Below are 21,669 nucleotides of genomic sequence, written 5' to 3' on the forward strand. Positions count from 1 at the left end.
TCAATGGAATATAAGATTTCCTTACCTATTATTATACCATATATACAAAGTCTTAGAATAGCATGTCATATGTAAAGAAATAAAAAAATCCCCACCAAGGTGAGGTTTAATGGTGGCGGCACACGGATTTGAACCGCGGACACACCGGGTATGAACCGATTGCTCTAGCCAACTGAGCTATGCCGCCATGTATGGAGCTAGTGACCGGGATTGAACCGGTGACCTTATCCTTACCAAGGATACGCTCTGCCGACTGAGCTACACCAGCACAATGAACGATCATTTCACTGTGGTTTTTATGGTTGCGGGGACAGGACTTGAACCTGCGACCTTCGGGTTATGAGCCCGACGAGCTACCAACTGCTCCACCCCGCTATGAATGGTGGAGGGAGAAGGATTCGAACCTTCGAAGTCGAAGACGGCAGATTTACAGTCTGCTCCCTTTGGCCGCTCGGGAATCCCTCCATAAATAAAATGGAGCTGGCGATAGGAATTGAACCCACAACCTGCTGATTACAAGTCAGCTGCTCTACCTATTGAGCTACGCCAGCATCATTACGACAAGATGAATTGTATCACCTAGCACACTAAGTGTCAAGAACATTTAAAAACTTTTTTGAAGTTTTTCGTTCACTGTGGTCACTCTTAGTGCTTAATCATAATAACATGAAACGATACCCTATGCAAGTATTTTGTCAAAAAAAATTTATATTTTATCAATCCTCTATAAAATGCCTCGTTTTCAGTATATATCCAGTAATCAACTTTTATTTACTAGTATATTCTTTATATACCTTTACATAGTTTCATTCCTTACCAGTCCATGTCTGCTAACATCCATATTTCAGGTTTACTAAAATCAAATAATAGGAAATTACAAAACTATATTTTTTACCTAATAACTGTAATTATATAACTAAAAAAGGAGATAGCCCGCTATCTCCTTCTATACATCTATAGTTTTCCCTATATTCAACCAATATGTTCAAACATACATTTAGTCGATTGCAATAACATGATCTGGATGTGCAATACTAACTACAGCATGTTTAGGATTATTGTTATGTTCTAAGTACAACTGATCCCCTTCAATATGTCCACGCCAGCCAACGACAATAGGATACTTCTTACTAATAGTTTTTAACAACTCAAATGGTTTTAGATTTAAGATAGGTGCAAAGAATACATTAATGCCATCTAGCAAGACTACTTCCGTATCGCTACGGCTAAGAGCACGGCAAATAACTTCTTCCGCTAATTGAGGCCGTTCATCACGAGGCACGAGCAAAAACTCTTCCTCGATGAGTTGCTTAGCTTCCAAGTATTTCCAGCCCTTCTGCTCAGACAATTCACGAATTAGCAAACTTTTACCAGAACCTGGACCACCAACGATAAACAATATACGTTCATCATCACCTTGAATCTTTTCCCAACGTTCTTTTACATCTTGTACAGTAACCATACCCTTTGCCTCCTCGCTGTGACCTATCCTATTTTACAGGACGGTCAGATAACATAACGGATTTGATATATTGGTTTTTATCATCTAGGGCAAACTGTAAATAAGAGTTGCTTGCCGCTGGATTTTTATATTCATATACGGTAGACGTCCCCGCCTTTGTTGTAGATTCAACAATACGAGTTGGCATACCATACACAAAGAGCAATAAATATTTGGTATCACCCATCGCGATTCCACGACGTGTAGGCGTATACACATTTAATAATACGCGATTGATAAGATCTTTTTTATCTACACTCACACCGTATTCATTATAGCCAATAAATGTGGAGCCAAACAATATGCCTTGATGTTTCCAATCATTATTAGGATCATTAACAAAATGGTCATTCAACTTGAAACCACGCAATACAAAATCATCAGCCGTAAGTGTACCAGCTTCAAAATCATACACTTCAGCTTTCGGCAATCCAAACCTAGGCCATACTTGTCCACTAATAATGTCTACAGCCTCTATATTGCTTTGTTTAATGGTGAAAGCAATATATTCTTTTTGCTGACCAAGCATAGATTGTTGTTGGCTATTACTATTTGTATTCTCTACAGGACTCTTAAACTCCTTTTTTTGAGGCAATGAATTTTCGGAATGCCCCTCATAAAGGAAAATATACGTCTCATTTTTCTTATCACGCCACATCGCATTAGGACTGCCATAGGCAAATATCAATTCCATCCGTGTGCTACCAGGACCAATGTCACGTACTGTATTAGCGCCTTTTTTCGTACTATGAATATTTGTAATAGTATTTGGTTCAAAGAAGTAAGTCGCCCCTTGACCGCGCAATTGATTGTTAACCAACAATTCTTGAGCAGGTCCAGTATATACAGTTACTGCTACATCTTTCATGTAATACGTAGTAAAGTTATCACGTACCTCAGTTTTTTCTACATCTTTTGGGACTTCAAACTGATTCCCCAATCGGTATGTGCCAATAGCATAGTCATCTTGAGAACCTAAAGGCGGTAAACTGTTTGCCGTATAAGACTTACCAATATCAGCTAAATTATTCTGAGTGATACTCGGCAAAGGACCTTCGTTCTCACTAGCCGCTTGCCAGAATTGTATAGAATCACCAAATTCAGTTACAGCCATTTGCTCTGCGAGCCATCCAGTTTTAGAACCTTCCTGTTTCGTTTTTGGGTCTAGCTTAACAACTCTAACTGGTGCATTATCAAGGTAAGACAAGCTATCAACCTCACCAGTTCCATCTACACTACCATCATTGCTCGCATTAGCGGAATCTTGAGCTACAACGTTAGTGTCATCAGTAGTTTCTACTGCAACTGGATTAAAAGTGGAAATGGCAGGCTCTGCTGCATAACTGATTGTAGTAGCACACAAACCCACAAGGAGGGCCGCTACAATACGGCTCTTCATAGAATAGTTCATCGATTATTCTCCAACTGTGCACGCAACCAATTCAACCATGGTTCAAGACCGTTGTGGGCGGTGCAACTTACTTCAAAAATTTCTCCATTTGGATTTAAATTACGGATATCTTGTATTGCCTGCTCCTTTTTGAAAGGCACATAGGGCAATAAATCAATCTTGTTAATAAGGATGGCCTTAGACTCTTTAAAGATTAACGGATACTTAAGGGGCTTATCTTCACCTTCGGTAACAGATAAAACCGTTACTTTCATGCTTTCACCAATCTCAAATTCCGCAGGGCACACTAAATTGCCTACATTTTCGATAATAATCATATCGAGGTCATCAAGATTCAGATCACCTAAGGCATCTTGAATCATCTGTGCATCGAGATGGCACCCACCAACCGTATTAATCTGGATAACAGGCACACCCAACTCATGAATGCGCTTGGCATCCTTTGCCGTAAATAAATCGCCTTCAATAACGGCTAAGCGATACTCCTTTTTTAAATCTTGTAGGGTTGCCTCCAAAAGGGAAGTCTTACCTGCCCCAGGTGAACCTAACAGATTAAATACAAATATATTCTTTTCCTTAAACAACTGTTGTAAAGCCTCTGCAATAGCATCGTTTTTTGCCAGTACATTAGTTTTAACTTGAACTTGCATGCCCTAACCTTTCTATCAATCGATATCCATAGAGGTCACTTGTAACTCACGACCGCCTATAGTTTGTACGAAATGGCTGTCACAATAAGGACAAATAAACGTATAATTTTTTACAGAAAATATTTTATCACAATCTAAACACTTTCCTTCAATAGGAATAGTATTGATTTCTATGCGTGAGCCTTCCGCAGGGGTTCCCTTTGTAATGGCTTCCCAACAAAATAACAATGAATCAGGTTCTACCCCACTCATTAACCCTAAGTCTAGTTGAATAGAATGAATGACTGTCGCATCGTGTTGACGTAAGGTATCGAGCGCTACATCAAGAATACCTTCTGCTATAGACATCTCATGCATGGTATGCCTCGTATACCGCTTCTAACATCATTGTCGTTGTTACGGATCCAACACCTCCTGGCACAGGAGTAATGGCAGATGCAATATCTTTTACCGCATCATAATCAACATCACCTACAGTTTTGCCGTCCAGTTCATTAATACCTACATCAATAACAACAGCACCAGGCTTAATCATATTAGCAGTAATCATATGAGCACGACCAGCCGCAGCAATAATAATATCACCACGCTTTACTTGCTCTACTAGATCAGAAGTTCTAGAATGGCACATTGTAACAGTACCATGTGCAGCGAGTGCCATAAGCGCTACAGGTTTACCGATAACTTGGCTACGACCGACTACAACCACATGTTTTCCTTCTAAAGGAATATTATAGTGATTTAAAATAGCTATACAAGCCTTAGCCGTACAAGGAGCAAAGCCACCCTTACCAGCTGTTACTAAACCGATGTTATATGTTGTAAGACCATCAATATCTTTTTTAGGATCTAACATATCGATAAGAGTTTCTGTATCAATGTGTTTAGGCATTGGCATTAGCGGTAAAATTCCATGAATAGATGCATCAGTATTTAATTCATGCAACGCCGCTACTACTTCATCTTGTGTTGCCGTTTCAGGCAATTGCTTTAGCACAAAACCATAGCCAAAGTTCTTGGCTGTCTTTTCCATAAATGTAGCGTACATATGAGCACCGTGGTCTTCACCAACGAGTAATACTGCCATAGTAATTACAGAGTCGCCAACTGCTGCAACTTTTTCTTGTAAAATCGCCTTGTGAGCGTCTGCTACTGCTTTACCGCGTAATTCGATCATAAGTATCTCCATTCATTCAAACTATCTATAAAATAAGGTGCCTCCGGAGAGGCACCTAAGTCTCTTATTCTATTATATAACGAACTGTCTATAATTTCTAATTATGACCGAATTCGTTTTATCTACGGAAATGAACAGTAATTGCTGTACCAGCCTGAACAGTTGTACCGCTACTTTCATCTTGAGATGTAGCCGTACCAGTTCCATCCGGTTTAAAGGCAAGTCCCGCCTTATGTAACCAATCACGCACTTCACCATAGGTAAAACCAGTAAAGTTAGGCAATGTAACAGAACCATCACTTCCCGGTTTTGGTTCAGGTAATGTATTAGCAGCTTTAACAGCTACTGGTGTACTTTCTTTAACATACGGACTCATTTGGTAATACCGTACAAGTTGAGATACGATGTCCTTAAATACAGGGGCTACAATTTGACTACCATAATAAGAACCCTTTTGTGGGTCATCAATAACGACAAGAACTACAAATTTTGGATCCTCTACAGGGCCAAAGCCAATAAAGGACGCAATGTATTGTCCGTCGAGATAACCGCCATGTTTGGTATCTAGTTTTTGCGCCGTACCAGTTTTACCGCCGAAGTGATAACCTTCTACCATCGCTTTTGTACCGCCACCTTCGGATACTTCTTTTTCTAGAATATCTACAATGGTTTTAGCGGTTTCCGCCGGAACTGGTTGTCCCACAACAGATGTTTCAGTCGTACTTGTAACATCGCCTTGAGAGTTACTATAAGACTTGATGATATGTGGTTTCATCATAGCCCCACCATTAGAAAGTGCACCAAAGGCGCGAACCATTTGTAATGGTGTAACCGCAATACCTTGACCGATGGACATAGTCGCAACGTCTAGCTTACTCATATCCTCTGGATTATACAAAATACCTGCTCCTTCACCAGGCAATTCAATACCTGTTTCAGAGCCAAAGCCATAATCACGTATATATTTCGAGAGAATATCTGCACCTGTTAATGTACCAATTTCAGCCATACCAGTATTAATAGAGTACTTCAAAATATCTAGCAAACGAACAGGACCATATCCCTCACCATTCCAGTTTCTAATGATATGTCCATTGGCAGCGAAGGCCCCTTTATCGTTATACACAGTGTCTAACTTCCATTTGCCTGCTGCAAGAGCTGCAGATGCAATGATAGGTTTGAATGTAGAGCCTGGTTCATATAAATTGGTAACCGCAATATTTTTGAAAGCCTCTTCACCACTTTGGTTGTAGTTATTAGGATCATAACTTGGACGATTGGCCATCGCTAATATTTCACCGTTCTTTGGATCCATAACGATAACGCTGGCATGCTTAGCTCCTGTATCAACCATCGCCTTATCAAGAGCGCGTTCTGCAATAAATTGAATTGTTGCATCGATGGTTAAGGTTACGCTTTTACCCTTATCTGGTAAAAATTTAGATAATACGGAACCAAAGATGGCATTCCCTTTATTATCAGTAGCTACAATTTCTTGTTGTACGCCCCCCTTTAATTCGTCATCAAGAACCATTTCTAGACCATCAAGACCTTTATCATCAGTGCCGACAAAGCCTAATACTTGTGCCGCTAAGACACCATTTGGATAATAGCGCTTAGATTCTTCAACGAAATTGAGGCCTGCAATATTATTATCCTTAATAACTTGTTGTACCGCTTTTGATTTGTCTGCATCCATCATACGATTCAACCAGACAAAGGCGGTATCCTCTTGCAAAGCTTTCACAATATTCTCTTTTGACATCGTTACATACGGTGAGATGAGATCCGCAATCTCTTGAGGAGACTGTTTAATCATCTTCGGATCCGCATATAAAGATTTTGTAACTACACTCATCGCCAAAGGCTTGCCATTACGGTCATAGATTGTACCGCGCGGCGATTGTAATTTTCTATCTACTTGAACTTGTAATAAGTTTTTCTTCTCTAGGTCAAAGGTATCAAAGACCTGTAACTGTGCTAAACGTCCGATAAGGACGAAGGCAACGGTCATGAGTATGGCAAGGCACCACGTAGTGCGACTCCAATCACTCATGCGTAATAACGCTTTATTTAATAACTTCATCATTTCTCCACTGGACGGCGTAACTTATGGTCTAATGCATCATATAATGCATCTGGTTCATTGGGAATCACCCCATTTTGTACCTGACCTAATAAATACTGCAATCCTTCCCCCACTTTTTTCCCTGCAAGCTTAATAACTCGTTCGTCATAATTTAAATCCTTTGTATGGATAGGCATCTCTAGGCTAAGATCTGCCATACATTCACCAAAGGCTAAGGTACCATCAGTCGATGCATAAGGCTTCCCACAGCCTAACACATCGGCAGCACAAACCTTAGATAATTGTTCCCATGCAATTCGCATAATTTGACTATCTCGAAACTCACCGCTGCGAGCCTCTTTACGGATCCACTTCTTCTCATTAGCTTCCCCATTTTGTACAAAATAGTGAAAGCGCATATGATTTTTTACAATCCAAGCTACACGGCGCACAAAAGCCTTAGGGTAACCTAAACGAGTAAGCAAGGTTTCTGTCATTTCAGCACCTAATGTATCATGGCCACGATCCGTCAAACGTCCGTTAATAACAGCTCGTACCGCCGGCATCCCCTTTGCTACATCGTGTAACAGTGCACCCCAACGCAATATTAAATCTGGTTCTGTATGAGATACAACGGCTAATGTATGATACCAACCATCAAATTCGTGAAAGTCTTTTTCTTGTGGTAAATTCACAAGATGGTATAGCTCTGGTAAAATAGGCACTTCACGAGCGATGCCATTTTCTACAACGCGACAAGAGCACTCGGCCAAGCGAGATTGTACTAATACATCAAGGCCCTTAGCCACAGCGGGCTCTAACATGAGTCGGTCCAGTTCACTACGGACTCTCTCAAGAGATAACCCAGGCACACGATAAAATGCCTTTGGCATAGCTTCTAATAAGTCTTCGGTAGGTAAGAAATCTAGCTTTGCCACAAAGCGGCATGCTCTAAATAATCGCAATGCGTCTTCTTCAAAGCGTTGCTGTGCATTGCCAATGGTTCGCAATGTCTTATGCTTGATATCTCGACGTCCACCTACTAGGTCTATGACCTCACCAAAACGATTCATCGCCATGCCATTGACCGTAAAGTCGCGACGCAACACGTCTTCCTCCAAGGTATCGGCATAAGCGACTTCTTCTGGTCGATGACTATCCGCTCCATATCGTTCAGTGCGATACGTTGCAATTTCATATTGCTTTCCTTCTAGTGTAGCTACTACTACACCAAAGGATTTTCCTACTAAGTCTGTCGTTTGAATATCTTGACCGCGTAGGACTTCAATTACCGTATCAGGGCGTGCAGACGTCACAATATCAAAGTCATGAGGCTTTTGATGCATCAAAATATCACGCACTGCTCCGCCAATGATATAGGCTTCATAACCTGCTTCTTCTAATACAGTCAATATTCGATTGGCTTGTTCCATCATGCACACTCCTTTCTGAACTAGTCTAACCTTTATTTTACTACAAATGAAAGCATGAAAAAAGTGCAATCCTATAAGGATTGCACTCGTTCTGCAATAGCTGTACCTGTCGGTGTTACCGCAAGGCCACCATCACTTGTTTCACGCAATGCGGCTGGCATAGCGCGACCAATATTATTCATCGCTTCAATAACTTCATCTGGTGGAATTTGACTTTCAATATTCATCAACGCCAATTCAGATGCAGTAATGGCATGAACTGCATAGAAACCATTACGTTTAACGCACGGTACCTCTACAAGCCCTGCTACTGGATCACAGGCAAGGCCTAATAAGTTTTTCATGCACAATGCAATAGCATGTCCTACTTGACGAGGCGTACCACCCATCATTTCTACAATGGCACCGGCAGCCATACAAGCGGCCGTACCAATTTCTGCTTGGCATCCGCCAACGGCACCGGCCACACAAGCGCGATTCGCTACGACATTGCCAATGCCAGAGGCAGCCAAGAAGCCCTTTACCATAGTTGCTCTATCTAGCTTGTAATGGTCCGCTACTGCTTTCACCGCACCAGGCATAACACCACAAGATCCAGCCGTAGGGCACGCAACAATGCGGAACATCTTTGCATTTGCTTCATTAACAGCAATAGCATAGGTCATAGCTTTGTACGCAATATCACTCATAAATCTTGGTGTTTGTCCATTAAGCTGTGCTGCCTGGCCACCGGACATACCAGACGCTGTTTTTTCTGCATAGTCTATACCATCTTGAATAGAACCTTCAAAGATGTCTAAACGATGCTCTATTTCACGAATAACCGCTTCTTCACTGCGGTCATAATTTTCTAATTCATAACGCAGTACTACTTCACCAAAGGAAATGTTATTTTCCTCAGCTAAGCGAATAATATCTGCAATTGTATCGTATGCATAACTCATCATTCGCCCTCCTATAACGCTTCAAAGGTCATCACATCTTGAATGCCTGGACACTCGCGCATAAACTGAACTGTAATAGGATTTACTACTGTATCTGTAGTAATGACCATCACTGCATCCTTGTGCTTACCCTTCCGAAACACGCGCATGGTAGCGATATTAATATCGGACTCACTCAATGCTTGGCTCACCAAAGAGATAGCGCCAGGTCTATCTTCATGGAATACAACAAGAGTAAACTCATCGCCAGTAATAGACATATCATTGCCATCTACTTCGGTAATCATAATTTGACCGCCACCAAGAGAACGACCAATCACAGTCATATGACGATTATGTTCATCGTACATATCAAAACGAACTACATTAGGATGACCTACATCAAGCGGAGACTCGATAAAGTTATACTCCATGCCCTCTTTTTCAGCTAATTTATGAGCAACACGAATATTCGTATCATCCTCTTTAAAACCTAATAATCCCCCAATCAAGGCACGGTCTGTACCATGGCCTTTATAGGTCTTAGCAAAAGAGCCATATAAGGTTAAATCTACCTTTTTAGGTGTGGAACGGAATATGCACCGCGCCATCTTACCTAGCCGCGCAGCACCAGCTGTATGCGAACTAGACGGGCCAATCATAACAGGCCCTATAATATCAAAAATACTATTCATACACGCCTCTATATACACATAAATAATGTGAGAAAATCTTACTTTACCTATAGTATAACAATCGATATTGATTAATGTCTATATGCACATTAGAGGCATTTTTGTTTGTCTACAGAGGACTACTATTCTTGTGAAAGCTGTTCTAAAACTTTGTATATTGATGGGACGCATCCATATCTACAGTTATAAAAAGGAAAGACTATACTTATGCAGCGACATCAGGTCACGAGGAGCAAAGAAGTATAGTCTTTCCTTTTTAACTAAGTTGTGGATACAAAACTGGGCCCCATCAATATACAAACACTCGATAGATAGCTTTCACAATAATAGTAAAAAAACGCACCTAAGGATAACCCTAGGTGCGTTATTTATAACAACAGTCCTAAATCATAAAAGAGAGGGGACGTAGGACTGTGGTTAACAGATTAATAGATCCTATTAACCCAAGATAGCTTTCATGTCAGCTTCTGGAGTTGTAATTGGATGTAATTGGAATTTTTCTACCAAAATGTTCAATACATTGCTGGAGAAGAATTTAGGTAAGGAAGGTCCGATGTAAATGTTACGGATACCCAATGCCAACAATGTTAACAAGATACATACCGCTTTTTGTTCGTACCAGGACAATACCAATGTCAATGGCAAGTCGTTTACATCACATTCAAATGCACCAGCTAAAGCTACTGCTACTTGAATAGCGGAGTAAGCATCGTTACATTGACCCATATCAAGGATACGAGGGATACCACCGATTTCGCCGATGTTCATGTCGTTGAAACGGAATTTACCACAAGCCAATGTCAATACTACAGTATCATTTGGAGTTTGTTTAACGAATTCAGTGTAGTAGTTACGGCCAACTTTAGCACCGTCACAACCACCTACCAAGAAGAAGTGTTTAATAGCGCCAGCTTTTACAGCGTCGATTACTTTATCAGCAATACCCAATACTGTGCCATGACCGAAACCAGTAGTTACTTCATGACCACCGTTGATACCAGTGAATTCTTGAGCTTCTTTGTAGCCGCCCAATTCGATAGCACGGTTGATAACGGCGGAGAAGTCTTTAGTACCATCTTCTTTTTCTTCGATATGTGCACAACCATCGAAACCTACCATATCTGTAGTGAAGATATTAGCTTTGTAGTTTTCTTTTGGTGGCATAATGCAGTTTGTAGTGAACAAGAATGCGCCAGGAACATCAACAAATTCTTTTTGTTGGTTTTGCCATGCTGTACCGAAATTACCTTTCAATTGAGGATGTTTCTTCAATTCAGGATAAGCGTGGCAAGGCAACATTTCACCGTGAGTATAGATGTTTACACCTTTACCGTCAGTTTGTTCCAATAATTGTTTCAAGTCATGAAGGTCATGACCGGTTACAACGATGAAAGGACCTGGTTCTACAGTCAAAGGAACTGTAGTCGGTACAGGTGTACCATATGTTTCAGTATTAGCTTTATCAAGAACAGCCATACATTTCAAGTTGATATGACCGAATTCCATCAAAAGATCAAGCCATTCTTCAGCGCTGTGATCTTTAGCGAATTCTACCATACCTTTAACGAACCAAGCATCAACATCAGCATCGTGGAAGCCAAGGCGAGCAGCATGCCATGCGTATGCAGCCATACCACGCATACCTAACAATAATGTAGAACGAAGGGATACGATGTCTTCTTCACCTTTCCACAATTGTTCCCAATCAAAGTTTTGTTGAGCGCTGTCCACTTTTGCATGGTAAGCATTCACTTCGTCAATGAATTCTTGAACGCGGTCTTCAGAGAAGTTTACGTTTGTTACACACATGAACAAACCGCGCATAATATAATCGATACCTTCTTTAGTATGACCCTTTACGTCTAAAGCGCGAGCCAAGCCAACTAAGGCAGCAGTTAATTCGTCTTGTAAGTTAGCAACTGGTGCAGTTTTACCACATACACCTTGTACAGTACAGCCACCTGGTGCTGCAGATTGTTCGCATTGATAACAGAACATACTCATTTAAAAATCCTCCTTTGCGAGACTTCCTCGCAGTCAAGCTAGATAATATAAAACCTATACATTACACTGATATTTTATCAGTTGTCTGATTGATTACATTTGAAAGTATAACGTAAAGATGATACAATTTCTGTAGCTTGAGCAACAAATAAAAACTTTTTCAAAAATTTTCCTGACTTCTCTTATGGAACAGGTAGACCATTTAGTCTTATACTTTTATTATACAATAATCATTTTTAATTGCTATAGACTTTATCACACCGGAGGTGCTTATGAAACAAATACTTTCAAACGATATCATTAATCAATATATGCCCACCCTCGTGAAATGTCCTTTATTCAATACATTAGGAGAGCCAGAGCTGCGTAGCTATTTAAATAATGCCAAAGTTATCATCCATAGTTACAAAAAAAATGATTTTATAGCCCTCGCTGGAGATCCTATGGAGGGTATTGGTGTCATCCTTGAAGGCAGCGCTTTACTGACTCGTGAAAATGTAATGGGGCAACGGGTTATTATGGCAAACTTAGAGCAATCAGATATTTTTGGAGAAGCACTACTATTTAGCAAACAGCCTTTATGGCCTGCTACCATTAAAGCAACAAAAGCAACTAAAATTATGTTTATTCCGCTTGAAACCTTTATTAAAACATTACCGGATTGTCATCAATGCCAAACTAAAATCCTATCTAATCTATTAGAGGATTTATCTGAAAAAGCAATTCTATTAACCAGAAAAGTCCATTACCTCACATTAAAAGGGATGCGCGAAAAGATTTTTGCGTACTTAACAGATATTTATAAACGTCAGCATTCTAACACAATTCAATTACCCCACAACCGCGAACAAATGGCTGAGGTTCTCAATGTATCTCGCACAGCCCTTAGCCGTGAACTAGGGCGCCTCCGCGATGAAGGTCTCATTGATATTACAGGGCGCACCGTAACAATTAAAAACATTGAAGACATTGAAGAATTCGGCTTTAACACCTTTTAATACTTAATGGCTATTAAATTTAACAAACTAAAAAGTCTCTCAAGATTATCTTGAGAGACTTTTTTATTACACGACTCATAAAGTATATAACAGTTTTAAGTATATACCCATATTAATAACTATATTATATAATTTTTCAAACTATATAGTGCTTAAAATTATACATTAGAACCAATGAGACAAATCAAATTCTTCACCAATGGTTGCTTTCACATGAGCACGGCCTAAGTAAAGGCCTAACAATGTTAAGCTAATTTTAGACATTGGCGTGCTATCAAAGACATCAGCTAAGTCCAATAGAACCGGTGAAATATCATCCATAATATCACGCGCCTCTTGGCCCCTGAAAGCAGTAGGTTTGCTCTTCATCAGAGCTAAAAGATCACGTTGAACCATAGCATTAGAAATTCGTGTTTGTCTAAAGAATTGTGGTGCCAAAGACTCATCTACCAAGGCTAATTTATAAAGATTGGAGTTCAAGCTACGCACCACATAACGTGGATCTACACCATGACCATCTGTAGCACGGAAGAGTTCTTCCTTAGAAAAACCACGATAGTTAAATACAAACGGATATGAATTAGACAACACTTGGCATAAAGTGATAGGCTCTTGTTCTTCTTGTGTACAGCGTAAATAGTCTAGCTGGCGATAGAAGGAATCATTTCGAGGCAAATCAGAGATGAATGGCTCAATATATTTTTCCACATAATGTTGGAAATGAATCAATCCATAGTTATTAGAGTTTCTAGAATATTGTAACAACAATGTTAAGGCCATAACTTGGAAGTGACCTAAAGTTAAATGAGGTAATACACGTAATGCATCAAAAGCTACGAGGTATGGCGTACTAGATTTAGGAGATTGAACCACATCTAGAAAAGCACCTAACGCAGCGGACTTCATCCACTCTGTATTTGTAGCGGCATATGCCTTTTGCATACTCATCAACGCTTCTTGAATAACAATATTCTCTAGTAATGCATTCACTTCAACAATTTTTGTAATATTGAGAGCTACTAAAGCATCTCTTGTAATAGATTCTACATAGTGTTGCGTATCACCATGTAACACCCCAAAGGAATGAACAAATGGTGCTATAGCCAACTCAACGCATTTATCCTCATGAGCCGCTTTTGCCCATTGACCATGCGGTTCCTCCTCTTCAGTTAAACTTGTTGCCGCCAATTGTGCTTCAATTTCAGAAGCATCAAACAAACGCGTTTCATCTAATACCGATGGGCCTTCCGCGGTTTGTATTTCGTTCGCACCACCTATCATCTGCGTAGCATCTATGCTATCCGCTTCATCAGCTTCAAAGGCTTCCACAGATTCACCCATAGCAATTGTATCTTCAACAGAGTTTGCGTTATTGAGAAGTTCATCTGTAACAACATCGAGGACAATAGTTTTATCCACCAACGGAGTAACACCTTGATTAGCTTGATTAGCTTGCTTAAGATCTGATACGGCTGTCATCACAATGGTTTCATCCCCTATTGGTGTTCCATTATCCGAACCTAATGCTAACGCATATTCTCCCTCTGAAACATGACTTGAATTAGACTTTAGAGTACTTCTTCTATTATAAGAGGTATCTATAGGATCAACCAGAGGTTCAGCCGGTTCTCGCTCTTCACCGACCACCGTTTCAACTGTATCCGGAATTGATGCAGTATATACATTAGTCCCACTCGTATGTGTGATTGTTACATTGCCCTCTTGCGACTCCGTTGCAAATATAACATCATTATGCGCTTTAGGATTATTTTTATTATTTATGTTTTTATAGGATTTTTCTTTTGCCTTACTTTCACCATCACCACCGCTAAATACAGCATAGCAAACAGCAAAGAATCCCAATGCCACGACGGCTAATACAAAATACGGTATTAGGTTTGACATACTATCCCCCTACATCAATGCTTCATTATATGCAGCACGCTCACCGCCAATGCTCTTCGGACGAACACGACAAGCGGTCACATGTGCTTTCCCAATTTCTTTCACACAAAGACGTACAGGCACTGCAACGTGTTTCATGTGCATACCAATGAAAGTATCTCCAATATCGATGCCTACATCAGCTTGAATAAATTCAACCATCACAGGATCATCAAAATGTTCGTACGCCATCACAGCCAGGGCACCACCCGCATGACGTTGAGGAACAACATTAACTTCCTCCTCCCATGTCATAGCGCTACGGTCCATAACAAGTGCACGATTAATATGTTCACAACATTGAATCGCCAAGTTAAGTCCTTTAGCCTTAACAGCATTGTATATTTCATCAAATACGACCTGAGCCACATCAAGGTGAGAGTCAGTGCCGATTTTTTTACCTACAATTTCGCTAGTGGAACAGCCAACAACGAATAATTGACCTTCGCGAACCTTTGCTAAATCAAGTAATTCAGCCATCGCGTTGCGAGTTGACTGACGAATAGTTTCTACAGAAGTCATGTTATCGCCTCACTCAAATTGAATGTATAAAATCTATATGTATATTATCATAAAACCGACAGAATCGGTAGACTAAACTCTACACGTAACGGATGAACATCTTATGATTATGGCTTAACAACAAAAAGAGGCTTGCTTTAGCAAGCCTCTTTCAATCACTCAATGGTGATATTAGATTTTTCTGTAAGGTTTTTGGCCTAATTCGTAGAAGTTATTACCTTCAGTATCGCCAACTACGATGCAAGGGAAATCTTCAACAGTCAATTCAGCCAAAGCTTCTGGTCCAAGTTCACCATAAGCAAGTACTTCATATTTTTTGATGGATTTTGCAATCAATGCTGCCGCGCCACCAACTGCTGCGAAGTATGTGCAACCATTTTTCTTCATGGATTCAACTACTTCTGGTTTACGGGAACCTTTACCAATCATGCCTTTGATACCTTGATCAAGCATTGTTGGTGTGTAAGCATCCATACGACCGGAAGTTGTAGGACCAGCGGAACCAATTGGATCACCAGGTTTTGCAGGTGTTGGTCCAAGATAATAAACAAACTTATTTGTCCAGTCGATTGGCAATTTTTCACCACGCGCTAAAGCTTCAGTCATAACTTTATGAGCAGCGTCACGAGCGGAGTAAATTTTACCAGTAATAAGAACGCTATCACCAACTTTTAATTTGCGGGAAAACTCTTCATTATATTCTTCAGTATTAATGCGAATTGATTCAGCCATTGTTTTTACCTCCTATCGATTAAAGTACTACGTGAGCATGACGAGCAGCATGGCACATAATAGTAACTGCAACAGGAAGACCTGCGATGTGAGTTGCACCCCATTCGATGTTTACACCGATACAAGTTGTAGTGCCACCCAATTGTGGTCCAATACCAGTTTTGTTAACCATTTCCATGATTTCTTCTTCTAATTTTGCATAGTCTGCATCTTTATGAGGTACACTAATGTCACGAAGCAACGCTTTTTTGGACATAACAGCTGCTTGGTCCATAGTACCGCCAATACCAATGCCGAGTACGATTGGAGGGCATGGGTTAGGGCCTGCATGTTTTACGATTTCAAGGACTGCATTTTTAACGCCTTCCACACCATCAGCAGGTACGAGCATAGCTACATCGGATTTATTTTCAGAACCGAAACCTTTTAATTCTACTTGAATATCTACTTTATCGCCAGGAACGATTTCAGTGTAGATGATTGCAGGTGTGTTATTTTGTGTATTTTTACGGTTGAACAATGGTTCAGCTACAACGGATTTACGAAGATAACCTTCAACATAACCAGCTGCAACGCCAGCATTGATAGCTTCTGTAAGATCACCACCAACGAAATGAACATCTTGACCAACTTTTAAGAATACCATAGTCATACCAGTATCTTGGCAGTATGGACGATCTTCAGCATCGGCAATTTCTGCATTTTTAATAATTTGATCAAGAACGATACGACCTACTGAAGACTCTTCTGTTTCACGGCCTTTTTTCAAACCTTCATAGATGTCTTTTGGCAAGTGGTAAGCTGCGTCCATACACATTTGACGGACTGTTTTTGTGATTTCAGATACTTGAATCTCGCGCAAGATAATCCCTCCTCAGGAAAATAGTTGAATATTAATTCTAATACCGATGAGATAAAATAAAATTCTCAAACATATGAAAGAATATCTATCTCAAACCGATGAGATTAACTCTATACATAAATCGTAGCACACAATATAAGGGGATTCAACGTCTCACCTATACAGTTTTCTCAATGCTTTTCCAGTTTTTGAGAATTGTTTTCATGAATATTTTTGTATATATTTCGGTTTTTCAATAGCCTATATAGACTTTATTCTCCAGTCACTAAAAAAGCCCCATTTTGTGATAAAAGTCATAGTCTATCACATATCAATAAGATTTTAATATCTTACATTTTTACCTACTTTCTTATATATAAATTTGGTTTAAAATGAACCACAAACATAGACTATATCTAATAAGATAAATACACTTTTGTCTTAACTGATACTACTTTTCAACTAAATCTTTTAAACTTTTCTATAATGCATATGTATACCGATTATCTTCAATATACTTATATTGCTAACTCCCATTTATTTGGAGCCATACAATCACCTTAGAACGCAGTAAATATCTATAGTTAATAAGCTCTATAGATTTTATTAATTTTAATGACTCTCTCATCAAAATTATTAATAACTAATTTTATTTATAAAGTTATGTCTTTTAGTCATAATTGACAATATCTATTTTATAGTGTTCTAAAAAAAATGCTTGCTTTTATAATTAAACTAACATATAATAACAATCGTACCATTCCTCGATAGCTCAGTCGGTAGAGCAATCGGCTGTTAACCGATCGGTCGTAGGTTCGAGTCCTACTCGAGGAGCCATTATTGGCCCGTTGGTCAAGCGGTTAAGACACCGCCCTTTCACGGCGGTATCCCGGGTTCGATTCCCGGACGGGTCACCACATGGACGATTAGCTCAGCTGGGAGAGCGCCTGCCTTACAAGCAGGATGTCGGCAGTTCGATCCTGTCATCGTCCACCAGACTAAAGAAGCAAGCTATTAAGCTTGCTTCTTTTTTTTGTATATATGATATAATAATATAAATTGTATAATTTGTAATTTTAAAAGAGCTTTATTAAGAGGAGGAATTATGTTACATAACTTCGGACTCTATAAACGTCCACTACTTACAGTACTTGCTGTACTACTCACAACTGCATTTACAACAGCCAGTGCCGCTATGATCGATTTGAGTCAATTAACACCAAATACAACACAACCTGTAGCTCTTAGCACTATACAAAGTAGCACAAGTAATGAAGCTCCTACATTAGCCCCTGAAACGAATATGGAGCCTGTCATAAAAGTGGCTGCCACACCAACATCTACACCGATTTCTGGAGCTCCGGAAAAAGCCACAATTAATACTTCTAGTACAAGTCATGATGGACACTTAGAAAACTTTCCGAGCCGTAAAGTTACTATTGTTGTACCAGCAAATTTGCGCAATGAAAACACAGCTCAATTTGGTCGCTACATGACAGATCGCTTATCAAATACACTTAAATATCCTTACTATGATACAACCATCGTAAGTACTAACACACCAACTGCAGAAATTAAAGCCGCTGATCTTGCTCAAATTGCAGAGGCCCAAAATTCTGAAATCGTTATTATGCCTGTACCATTACAAGACGTATATGTACAAGTTAATACTATTAATAGCCCAGATCCGTATAATAAGGATAATCATGAAATTTATATCGCCGCAAAGGTTAATGCCCTTTTATACTATTATGATGTAAACGATAAGATAATCCATACTGTTCGTACGGGCTTCAACCAAACTGATGACTCTTTGACTATGCCAACACATAAATCAGTTTGGAACAAAGTTATGACTATATTACTTGATAAATTACCATATAAACGAATTCCAACAGACCGTGACCGTTACCAAGCACCTGGTATCAATTCTGAGGCACCTGTTGTACTAGATTTTCAAGTAGAACAACCTAAGAATACTGCGTACTCCTTAAAAGGTGTGAGCGTTTTATAATCAAAATTAGAAAGATAAAAAGGCTAGCCAGCTGGCTAGCCTTTTTCTTATAACATTTTTGTAACATGCAAGCGCAATAAGGCACGTTGCAATGCTGCTTCCGCTCTTTCTACATCAATATCAGGTGTAGGATTTGATAACCGACCTTCAGCACGCTCTTTAGCTCGACGAGCACGTTCCACATCAATGGATGTTGGATCTTGACAGTCAGGGGTTACAATACTCACCTTATTATGTTCAATTTCACAGAAGCCCCCAAATACAGCATATTCACGAGATGTTCCATCTGGTTGATCAATGCGTAAAGGTGCCAAGTCTAATGCGATAATCATAGGTGCATGGTTTGGCAAAATACCAAAAGCACCATCGATAGCTTTACCTACAAAGAATGTAGATTTGCCTTCGAATACAATCGCATCAGGTGTAATTATCTGTAGGGTCATAGGTTCCGCCATGGATTATTCCCCCTTCTCTTGCATTTCCTTTGCTTTTTGAACGGCTTCATCTATGGTACCAACCATGTAGAATGCACCTTCTGGCAATTCATCATGTTTACCATCCAAGATTTCTCTGAAGCCTCTCAATGTTTCGGACAATGGCACATATTTACCAGGAGAACCGGTAAATACTTCTGCTACGAAGAATGGTTGACTCAAGAAACGTTGAATCTTACGAGCGCGAGATACAGTGAGTTTATCTTCGTCAGACAATTCTTCCATACCGAGGATTGCGATAATATCTTGAAGATCGCGATATTTTTGCAATACTTCTTGTACTCCACGAGCTACTGCGTAGTGCTCTTCACCAAGTACATGTGGGTCCAAAATACGGCTTGTAGAGTCCAGAGGATCCACCGCTGGATAGATACCAAGTTCCGCAATGGAACGAGACAATACTGTTGTCGCATCCAAGTGAGCGAATGTCGCTGCTGGAGCCGGGTCAGTCAAGTCATCGGCAGGTACATATACAGCTTGTACGGAGGTAATAGAGCCTTCTTTTGTAGATGTAATACGCTCTTGCAATGCCCCTACGTCATTAGCCAATGTAGGTTGGTAACCTACGGCAGATGGCATACGACCTAAGAGGGCGGATACTTCGGACCCCGCTTGAATAAAGCGGAAGATGTTATCAATGAACAAGAGCACGTCTTGTTTTTTCACATCACGGAAGTATTCGGCCATTGTAAGGCCTGTAAGACCTACGCGCATACGAGCCCCTGGTGGCTCATTCATTTGTCCATATACGAGAGCTGTTTTGTTGATAACGCCGGACTCTTTCATTTCGTTCCACAAGTCGTTACCTTCACGAGTACGTTCGCCTACACCGGAGAATACGGAATAACCGCCGTGCTCTGTAGCAACATTGTGAATCAATTCCATGATCAATACGGTTTTACCTACACCGGCACCACCGAAGAGGCCAATCTTACCACCTTTTACATATGGAGCGATAAGGTCAACGACCTTAATACCTGTTTCCAAGATTTTTGTGTCTGGAGAAAGGTCATCAAATTTAGGTGCTGGACGGTGAATAGGCCATTTTTCATCAGCCACAACTGGTGCTGGATCATGGTCTACAGTTTCACCAAGTACGTTAAAGATACGACCCAATACGCCTTCCCCTACAGGAACGGAAATTGGAGCACCAGTATCTTCTGCTTCCATATTACGTGTCATACCGTCAGTAGAACTCATGGCAACGCAACGAACTGTATCGTCGCCTAAGTGTTGCATAACCTCTACTACGATTTTTTGTCTATCGTGTGCCTTGTGGTCATGGTAGATGTGGATAGCGTTGTAGATAGCTGGTAAATGACCAGCATCAAAGCGCACGTCTACAACTGGGCCGATGACCTGCACAACTTTACCAATATTATTACTCATCGACAGATGTCTCCTTATCTATTGCAAGGCATTAGCGCCACCAACGATTTCAGAAATTTCGTTTGTAATACTAGATTGACGCAACTTGTTGTATTCAAGGCCTAAGGACTCAATGAGTTCCCCTGCATTATCTGTAGCCGATGTCATGGCCGTCATACGAGCACCTAATTCACTAGCTGCAGATTGCAACAATCCATTATAAACTGTAATTTCTAAGTATTTTGGCAGCAACGCCTCCAAGACGGATACGGCGGACGGCATGAAATCATACTCTTCGCCTTTTACCTCATCTTGTGGTTGCTCTATTGGCAACAAGCGCTCAGCCTGTGCAATTTGCGTCATAGAATTTACAAAACGTGTATAGATCATGATGACTTCGTCTACTTCATGACGTTCATATAGTGAAAGTGCTTCATGCATAATAGTACGCGCATGTTCATAGGATGGTTTATCCGAGAAGCCCGCATAAGACTTATCGATGCGAACACCTCTAGATTTCATGCTGTCTCTAGGCTTTCTGCCTGCCGTGATAACACGGTATGTATCAGGAGATTTACCATGTAATTGTTCCATGGCAAATTTCAATACATTAGACGAAAATGCCCCTGCAAGACCTTTATCTGCACCTACTACAATATAGCAAGTGCGCTCTACAGGTCGCACATCTAAAAGAGGACTTTCAAAGCCTTCTAAATCACTATTAGACATATGACGCAAGATTTGCCCTATCTTTTCTGCGTAAGGACGAGTAGCTTCCGCTTTTGTTTGTGCCCTACGAAGACGAGCAGAAGCTACCATCTTCATCGCTTTTGTAATTTGTTGCGTATTGGTAACACTTTTTATGCGTTTTCGCAAATCTTGTGCACTAGCCAT

At 40.2% G+C, this 21,669-nt stretch carries 19 protein-coding genes and 8 tRNA genes; 5 read left to right on the plus strand and 22 right to left on the minus strand.

Annotated elements, in window-relative coordinates; genetic code table 11:
* Positions 1-110: 110 nt before the first annotated feature.
* The 15 genes from VPHSUH08_RS06160 to hcp form a co-directional block, all read right to left on the minus strand.
* Positions 111-187: transfer RNA gene (locus VPHSUH08_RS06160), tRNA-Met, on the minus strand.
* 5 nt (positions 188-192) lie between these two features.
* Positions 193-268, minus strand: a tRNA-Thr gene (locus VPHSUH08_RS06165).
* A gap of 31 nt (positions 269-299) precedes the next feature.
* A tRNA-Met gene (locus VPHSUH08_RS06170) sits at positions 300-375 on the minus strand.
* Positions 376-380: 5 nt separating this feature from the next.
* Positions 381-465: transfer RNA gene (locus tag VPHSUH08_RS06175), tRNA-Tyr, on the minus strand.
* A 10-nt stretch (positions 466-475) separates the two neighbouring features.
* Positions 476-551: transfer RNA gene (locus VPHSUH08_RS06180), tRNA-Thr, on the minus strand.
* A 446-nt stretch (positions 552-997) separates the two neighbouring features.
* Complete coding sequence (brxF, locus tag VPHSUH08_RS06185) at positions 998-1,462, minus strand: BREX-3 system P-loop-containing protein BrxF (protein ID WP_004695092.1); 465 nt, start codon at positions 1,460-1,462, stop codon at positions 998-1,000.
* 28 nt (positions 1,463-1,490) lie between these two features.
* Entirely contained in the window at positions 1,491-2,912 is a 1,422-nt protein-coding gene (locus tag VPHSUH08_RS06190) for a hypothetical protein (RefSeq protein ID WP_105087014.1), read from the minus strand.
* Positions 2,909-3,562: a hydrogenase nickel incorporation protein HypB gene (hypB, locus tag VPHSUH08_RS06195; protein ID WP_060919012.1), complete on the minus strand. Its 654-nt coding sequence runs from the start codon at positions 3,560-3,562 to the stop codon at positions 2,909-2,911. The genes VPHSUH08_RS06190 and hypB overlap by 4 nt, the downstream gene beginning before the upstream one ends.
* A 15-nt stretch (positions 3,563-3,577) precedes the next feature.
* On the minus strand, positions 3,578-3,919 hold the full coding sequence (locus VPHSUH08_RS06200; RefSeq protein ID WP_008602471.1) for a hydrogenase maturation nickel metallochaperone HypA: 342 nt from the start codon (positions 3,917-3,919) through the stop codon (positions 3,578-3,580).
* Positions 3,912-4,739 carry a bifunctional 5,10-methylenetetrahydrofolate dehydrogenase/5,10-methenyltetrahydrofolate cyclohydrolase gene (locus VPHSUH08_RS06205; RefSeq protein WP_105087015.1) on the minus strand — a complete coding sequence of 276 codons (828 nt, stop codon included), beginning with the start codon at positions 4,737-4,739 and terminating at the stop codon, positions 3,912-3,914. Before VPHSUH08_RS06205 ends, VPHSUH08_RS06200 begins: the two co-directional genes overlap by 8 nt.
* A gap of 118 nt (positions 4,740-4,857) precedes the next feature.
* Positions 4,858-6,825: a penicillin-binding transpeptidase domain-containing protein gene (locus VPHSUH08_RS06210; protein ID WP_173015035.1), complete on the minus strand. Its 1,968-nt coding sequence runs from the start codon at positions 6,823-6,825 to the stop codon at positions 4,858-4,860.
* Entirely contained in the window at positions 6,825-8,243 is a 1,419-nt protein-coding gene (locus tag VPHSUH08_RS06215) for a CCA tRNA nucleotidyltransferase (RefSeq protein WP_060924356.1), read from the minus strand. The genes VPHSUH08_RS06210 and VPHSUH08_RS06215 overlap by 1 nt, the downstream gene beginning before the upstream one ends.
* A 68-nt stretch (positions 8,244-8,311) precedes the next feature.
* Complete coding sequence (gene sdaAA / locus VPHSUH08_RS06220) at positions 8,312-9,184, minus strand: L-serine ammonia-lyase, iron-sulfur-dependent, subunit alpha (protein ID WP_005385447.1); 873 nt, start codon at positions 9,182-9,184, stop codon at positions 8,312-8,314.
* Positions 9,185-9,195: 11 nt separating this feature from the next.
* On the minus strand, positions 9,196-9,858 hold the full coding sequence (gene sdaAB / locus VPHSUH08_RS06225) for an L-serine ammonia-lyase, iron-sulfur-dependent subunit beta (RefSeq protein ID WP_005385446.1): 663 nt from the start codon (positions 9,856-9,858) through the stop codon (positions 9,196-9,198).
* 438 nt (positions 9,859-10,296) lie between these two features.
* Positions 10,297-11,862: a hydroxylamine reductase gene (gene hcp / locus VPHSUH08_RS06230; protein ID WP_012864778.1), complete on the minus strand. Its 1,566-nt coding sequence runs from the start codon at positions 11,860-11,862 to the stop codon at positions 10,297-10,299.
* A gap of 272 nt (positions 11,863-12,134) precedes the next feature.
* Here hcp and VPHSUH08_RS06235 point away from each other — a divergent pair, with 272 nt between their 5' ends.
* Positions 12,135-12,860 (plus strand): Crp/Fnr family transcriptional regulator, encoded by a 726-nt coding sequence (locus VPHSUH08_RS06235; RefSeq protein ID WP_012864779.1) that lies wholly within the window; start codon positions 12,135-12,137, stop codon positions 12,858-12,860.
* A 165-nt stretch (positions 12,861-13,025) separates the two neighbouring features.
* Here the strand turns inward: VPHSUH08_RS06235 and VPHSUH08_RS06240 are convergent, their stop codons facing one another.
* From VPHSUH08_RS06240 to VPHSUH08_RS06255, 4 genes are all read right to left on the minus strand, one after another.
* Positions 13,026-14,765 carry an LPO_1073/Vpar_1526 family protein gene (locus VPHSUH08_RS06240; RefSeq protein WP_105087016.1) on the minus strand — a complete coding sequence of 580 codons (1,740 nt, stop codon included), beginning with the start codon at positions 14,763-14,765 and terminating at the stop codon, positions 13,026-13,028.
* A gap of 9 nt (positions 14,766-14,774) precedes the next feature.
* Positions 14,775-15,326 carry a TIGR01440 family protein gene (locus tag VPHSUH08_RS06245; RefSeq protein ID WP_004695074.1) on the minus strand — a complete coding sequence of 184 codons (552 nt, stop codon included), beginning with the start codon at positions 15,324-15,326 and terminating at the stop codon, positions 14,775-14,777.
* A 171-nt stretch (positions 15,327-15,497) separates the two neighbouring features.
* Positions 15,498-16,058, minus strand: coding sequence for a Fe-S-containing hydro-lyase (locus VPHSUH08_RS06250; RefSeq protein ID WP_004695073.1), 561 nt, complete (start codon positions 16,056-16,058; stop codon positions 15,498-15,500).
* A 19-nt stretch (positions 16,059-16,077) separates the two neighbouring features.
* A complete protein-coding gene (locus VPHSUH08_RS06255; protein ID WP_004695072.1) occupies positions 16,078-16,920 on the minus strand; it encodes a fumarate hydratase in 843 nt (280 codons plus the stop codon).
* A gap of 740 nt (positions 16,921-17,660) precedes the next feature.
* Between VPHSUH08_RS06255 and VPHSUH08_RS06260 the strand changes: the two genes are divergently transcribed.
* From VPHSUH08_RS06260 to VPHSUH08_RS06275, 4 genes are all read left to right on the plus strand, one after another.
* A tRNA-Asn gene (locus VPHSUH08_RS06260) sits at positions 17,661-17,736 on the plus strand.
* 5 nt (positions 17,737-17,741) lie between these two features.
* Positions 17,742-17,816 (plus strand) — tRNA-Glu (locus VPHSUH08_RS06265).
* Between the two features lie 3 nt (positions 17,817-17,819).
* A tRNA-Val gene (locus VPHSUH08_RS06270) sits at positions 17,820-17,895 on the plus strand.
* A gap of 109 nt (positions 17,896-18,004) precedes the next feature.
* On the plus strand, positions 18,005-18,913 hold the full coding sequence (locus VPHSUH08_RS06275) for a hypothetical protein (protein ID WP_105087017.1): 909 nt from the start codon (positions 18,005-18,007) through the stop codon (positions 18,911-18,913).
* A gap of 47 nt (positions 18,914-18,960) precedes the next feature.
* Here the strand turns inward: VPHSUH08_RS06275 and atpC are convergent, their stop codons facing one another.
* The 3 genes from atpC to atpG are packed head-to-tail and all read right to left on the minus strand — an operon-like array spanning position 18,961 to position 21,669.
* Positions 18,961-19,368 (minus strand): ATP synthase F1 subunit epsilon, encoded by a 408-nt coding sequence (gene atpC / locus VPHSUH08_RS06280; protein ID WP_024060190.1) that lies wholly within the window; start codon positions 19,366-19,368, stop codon positions 18,961-18,963.
* A 3-nt stretch (positions 19,369-19,371) separates the two neighbouring features.
* Complete coding sequence (gene atpD / locus VPHSUH08_RS06285; protein WP_105087018.1) at positions 19,372-20,796, minus strand: F0F1 ATP synthase subunit beta; 1,425 nt, start codon at positions 20,794-20,796, stop codon at positions 19,372-19,374.
* An 18-nt stretch (positions 20,797-20,814) separates the two neighbouring features.
* The gene (gene atpG / locus VPHSUH08_RS06290) at positions 20,815-21,669 is read right to left on the minus strand and encodes an ATP synthase F1 subunit gamma (protein ID WP_021148536.1); all 855 of its coding nucleotides are present in this window, start codon (positions 21,667-21,669) and stop codon (positions 20,815-20,817) included.

It is taken from the genome of Veillonella sp. S13054-11 (assembly GCF_002959795.1).
In the GTDB taxonomy this organism is placed as follows: domain Bacteria; phylum Bacillota; class Negativicutes; order Veillonellales; family Veillonellaceae; genus Veillonella; species Veillonella parvula_E.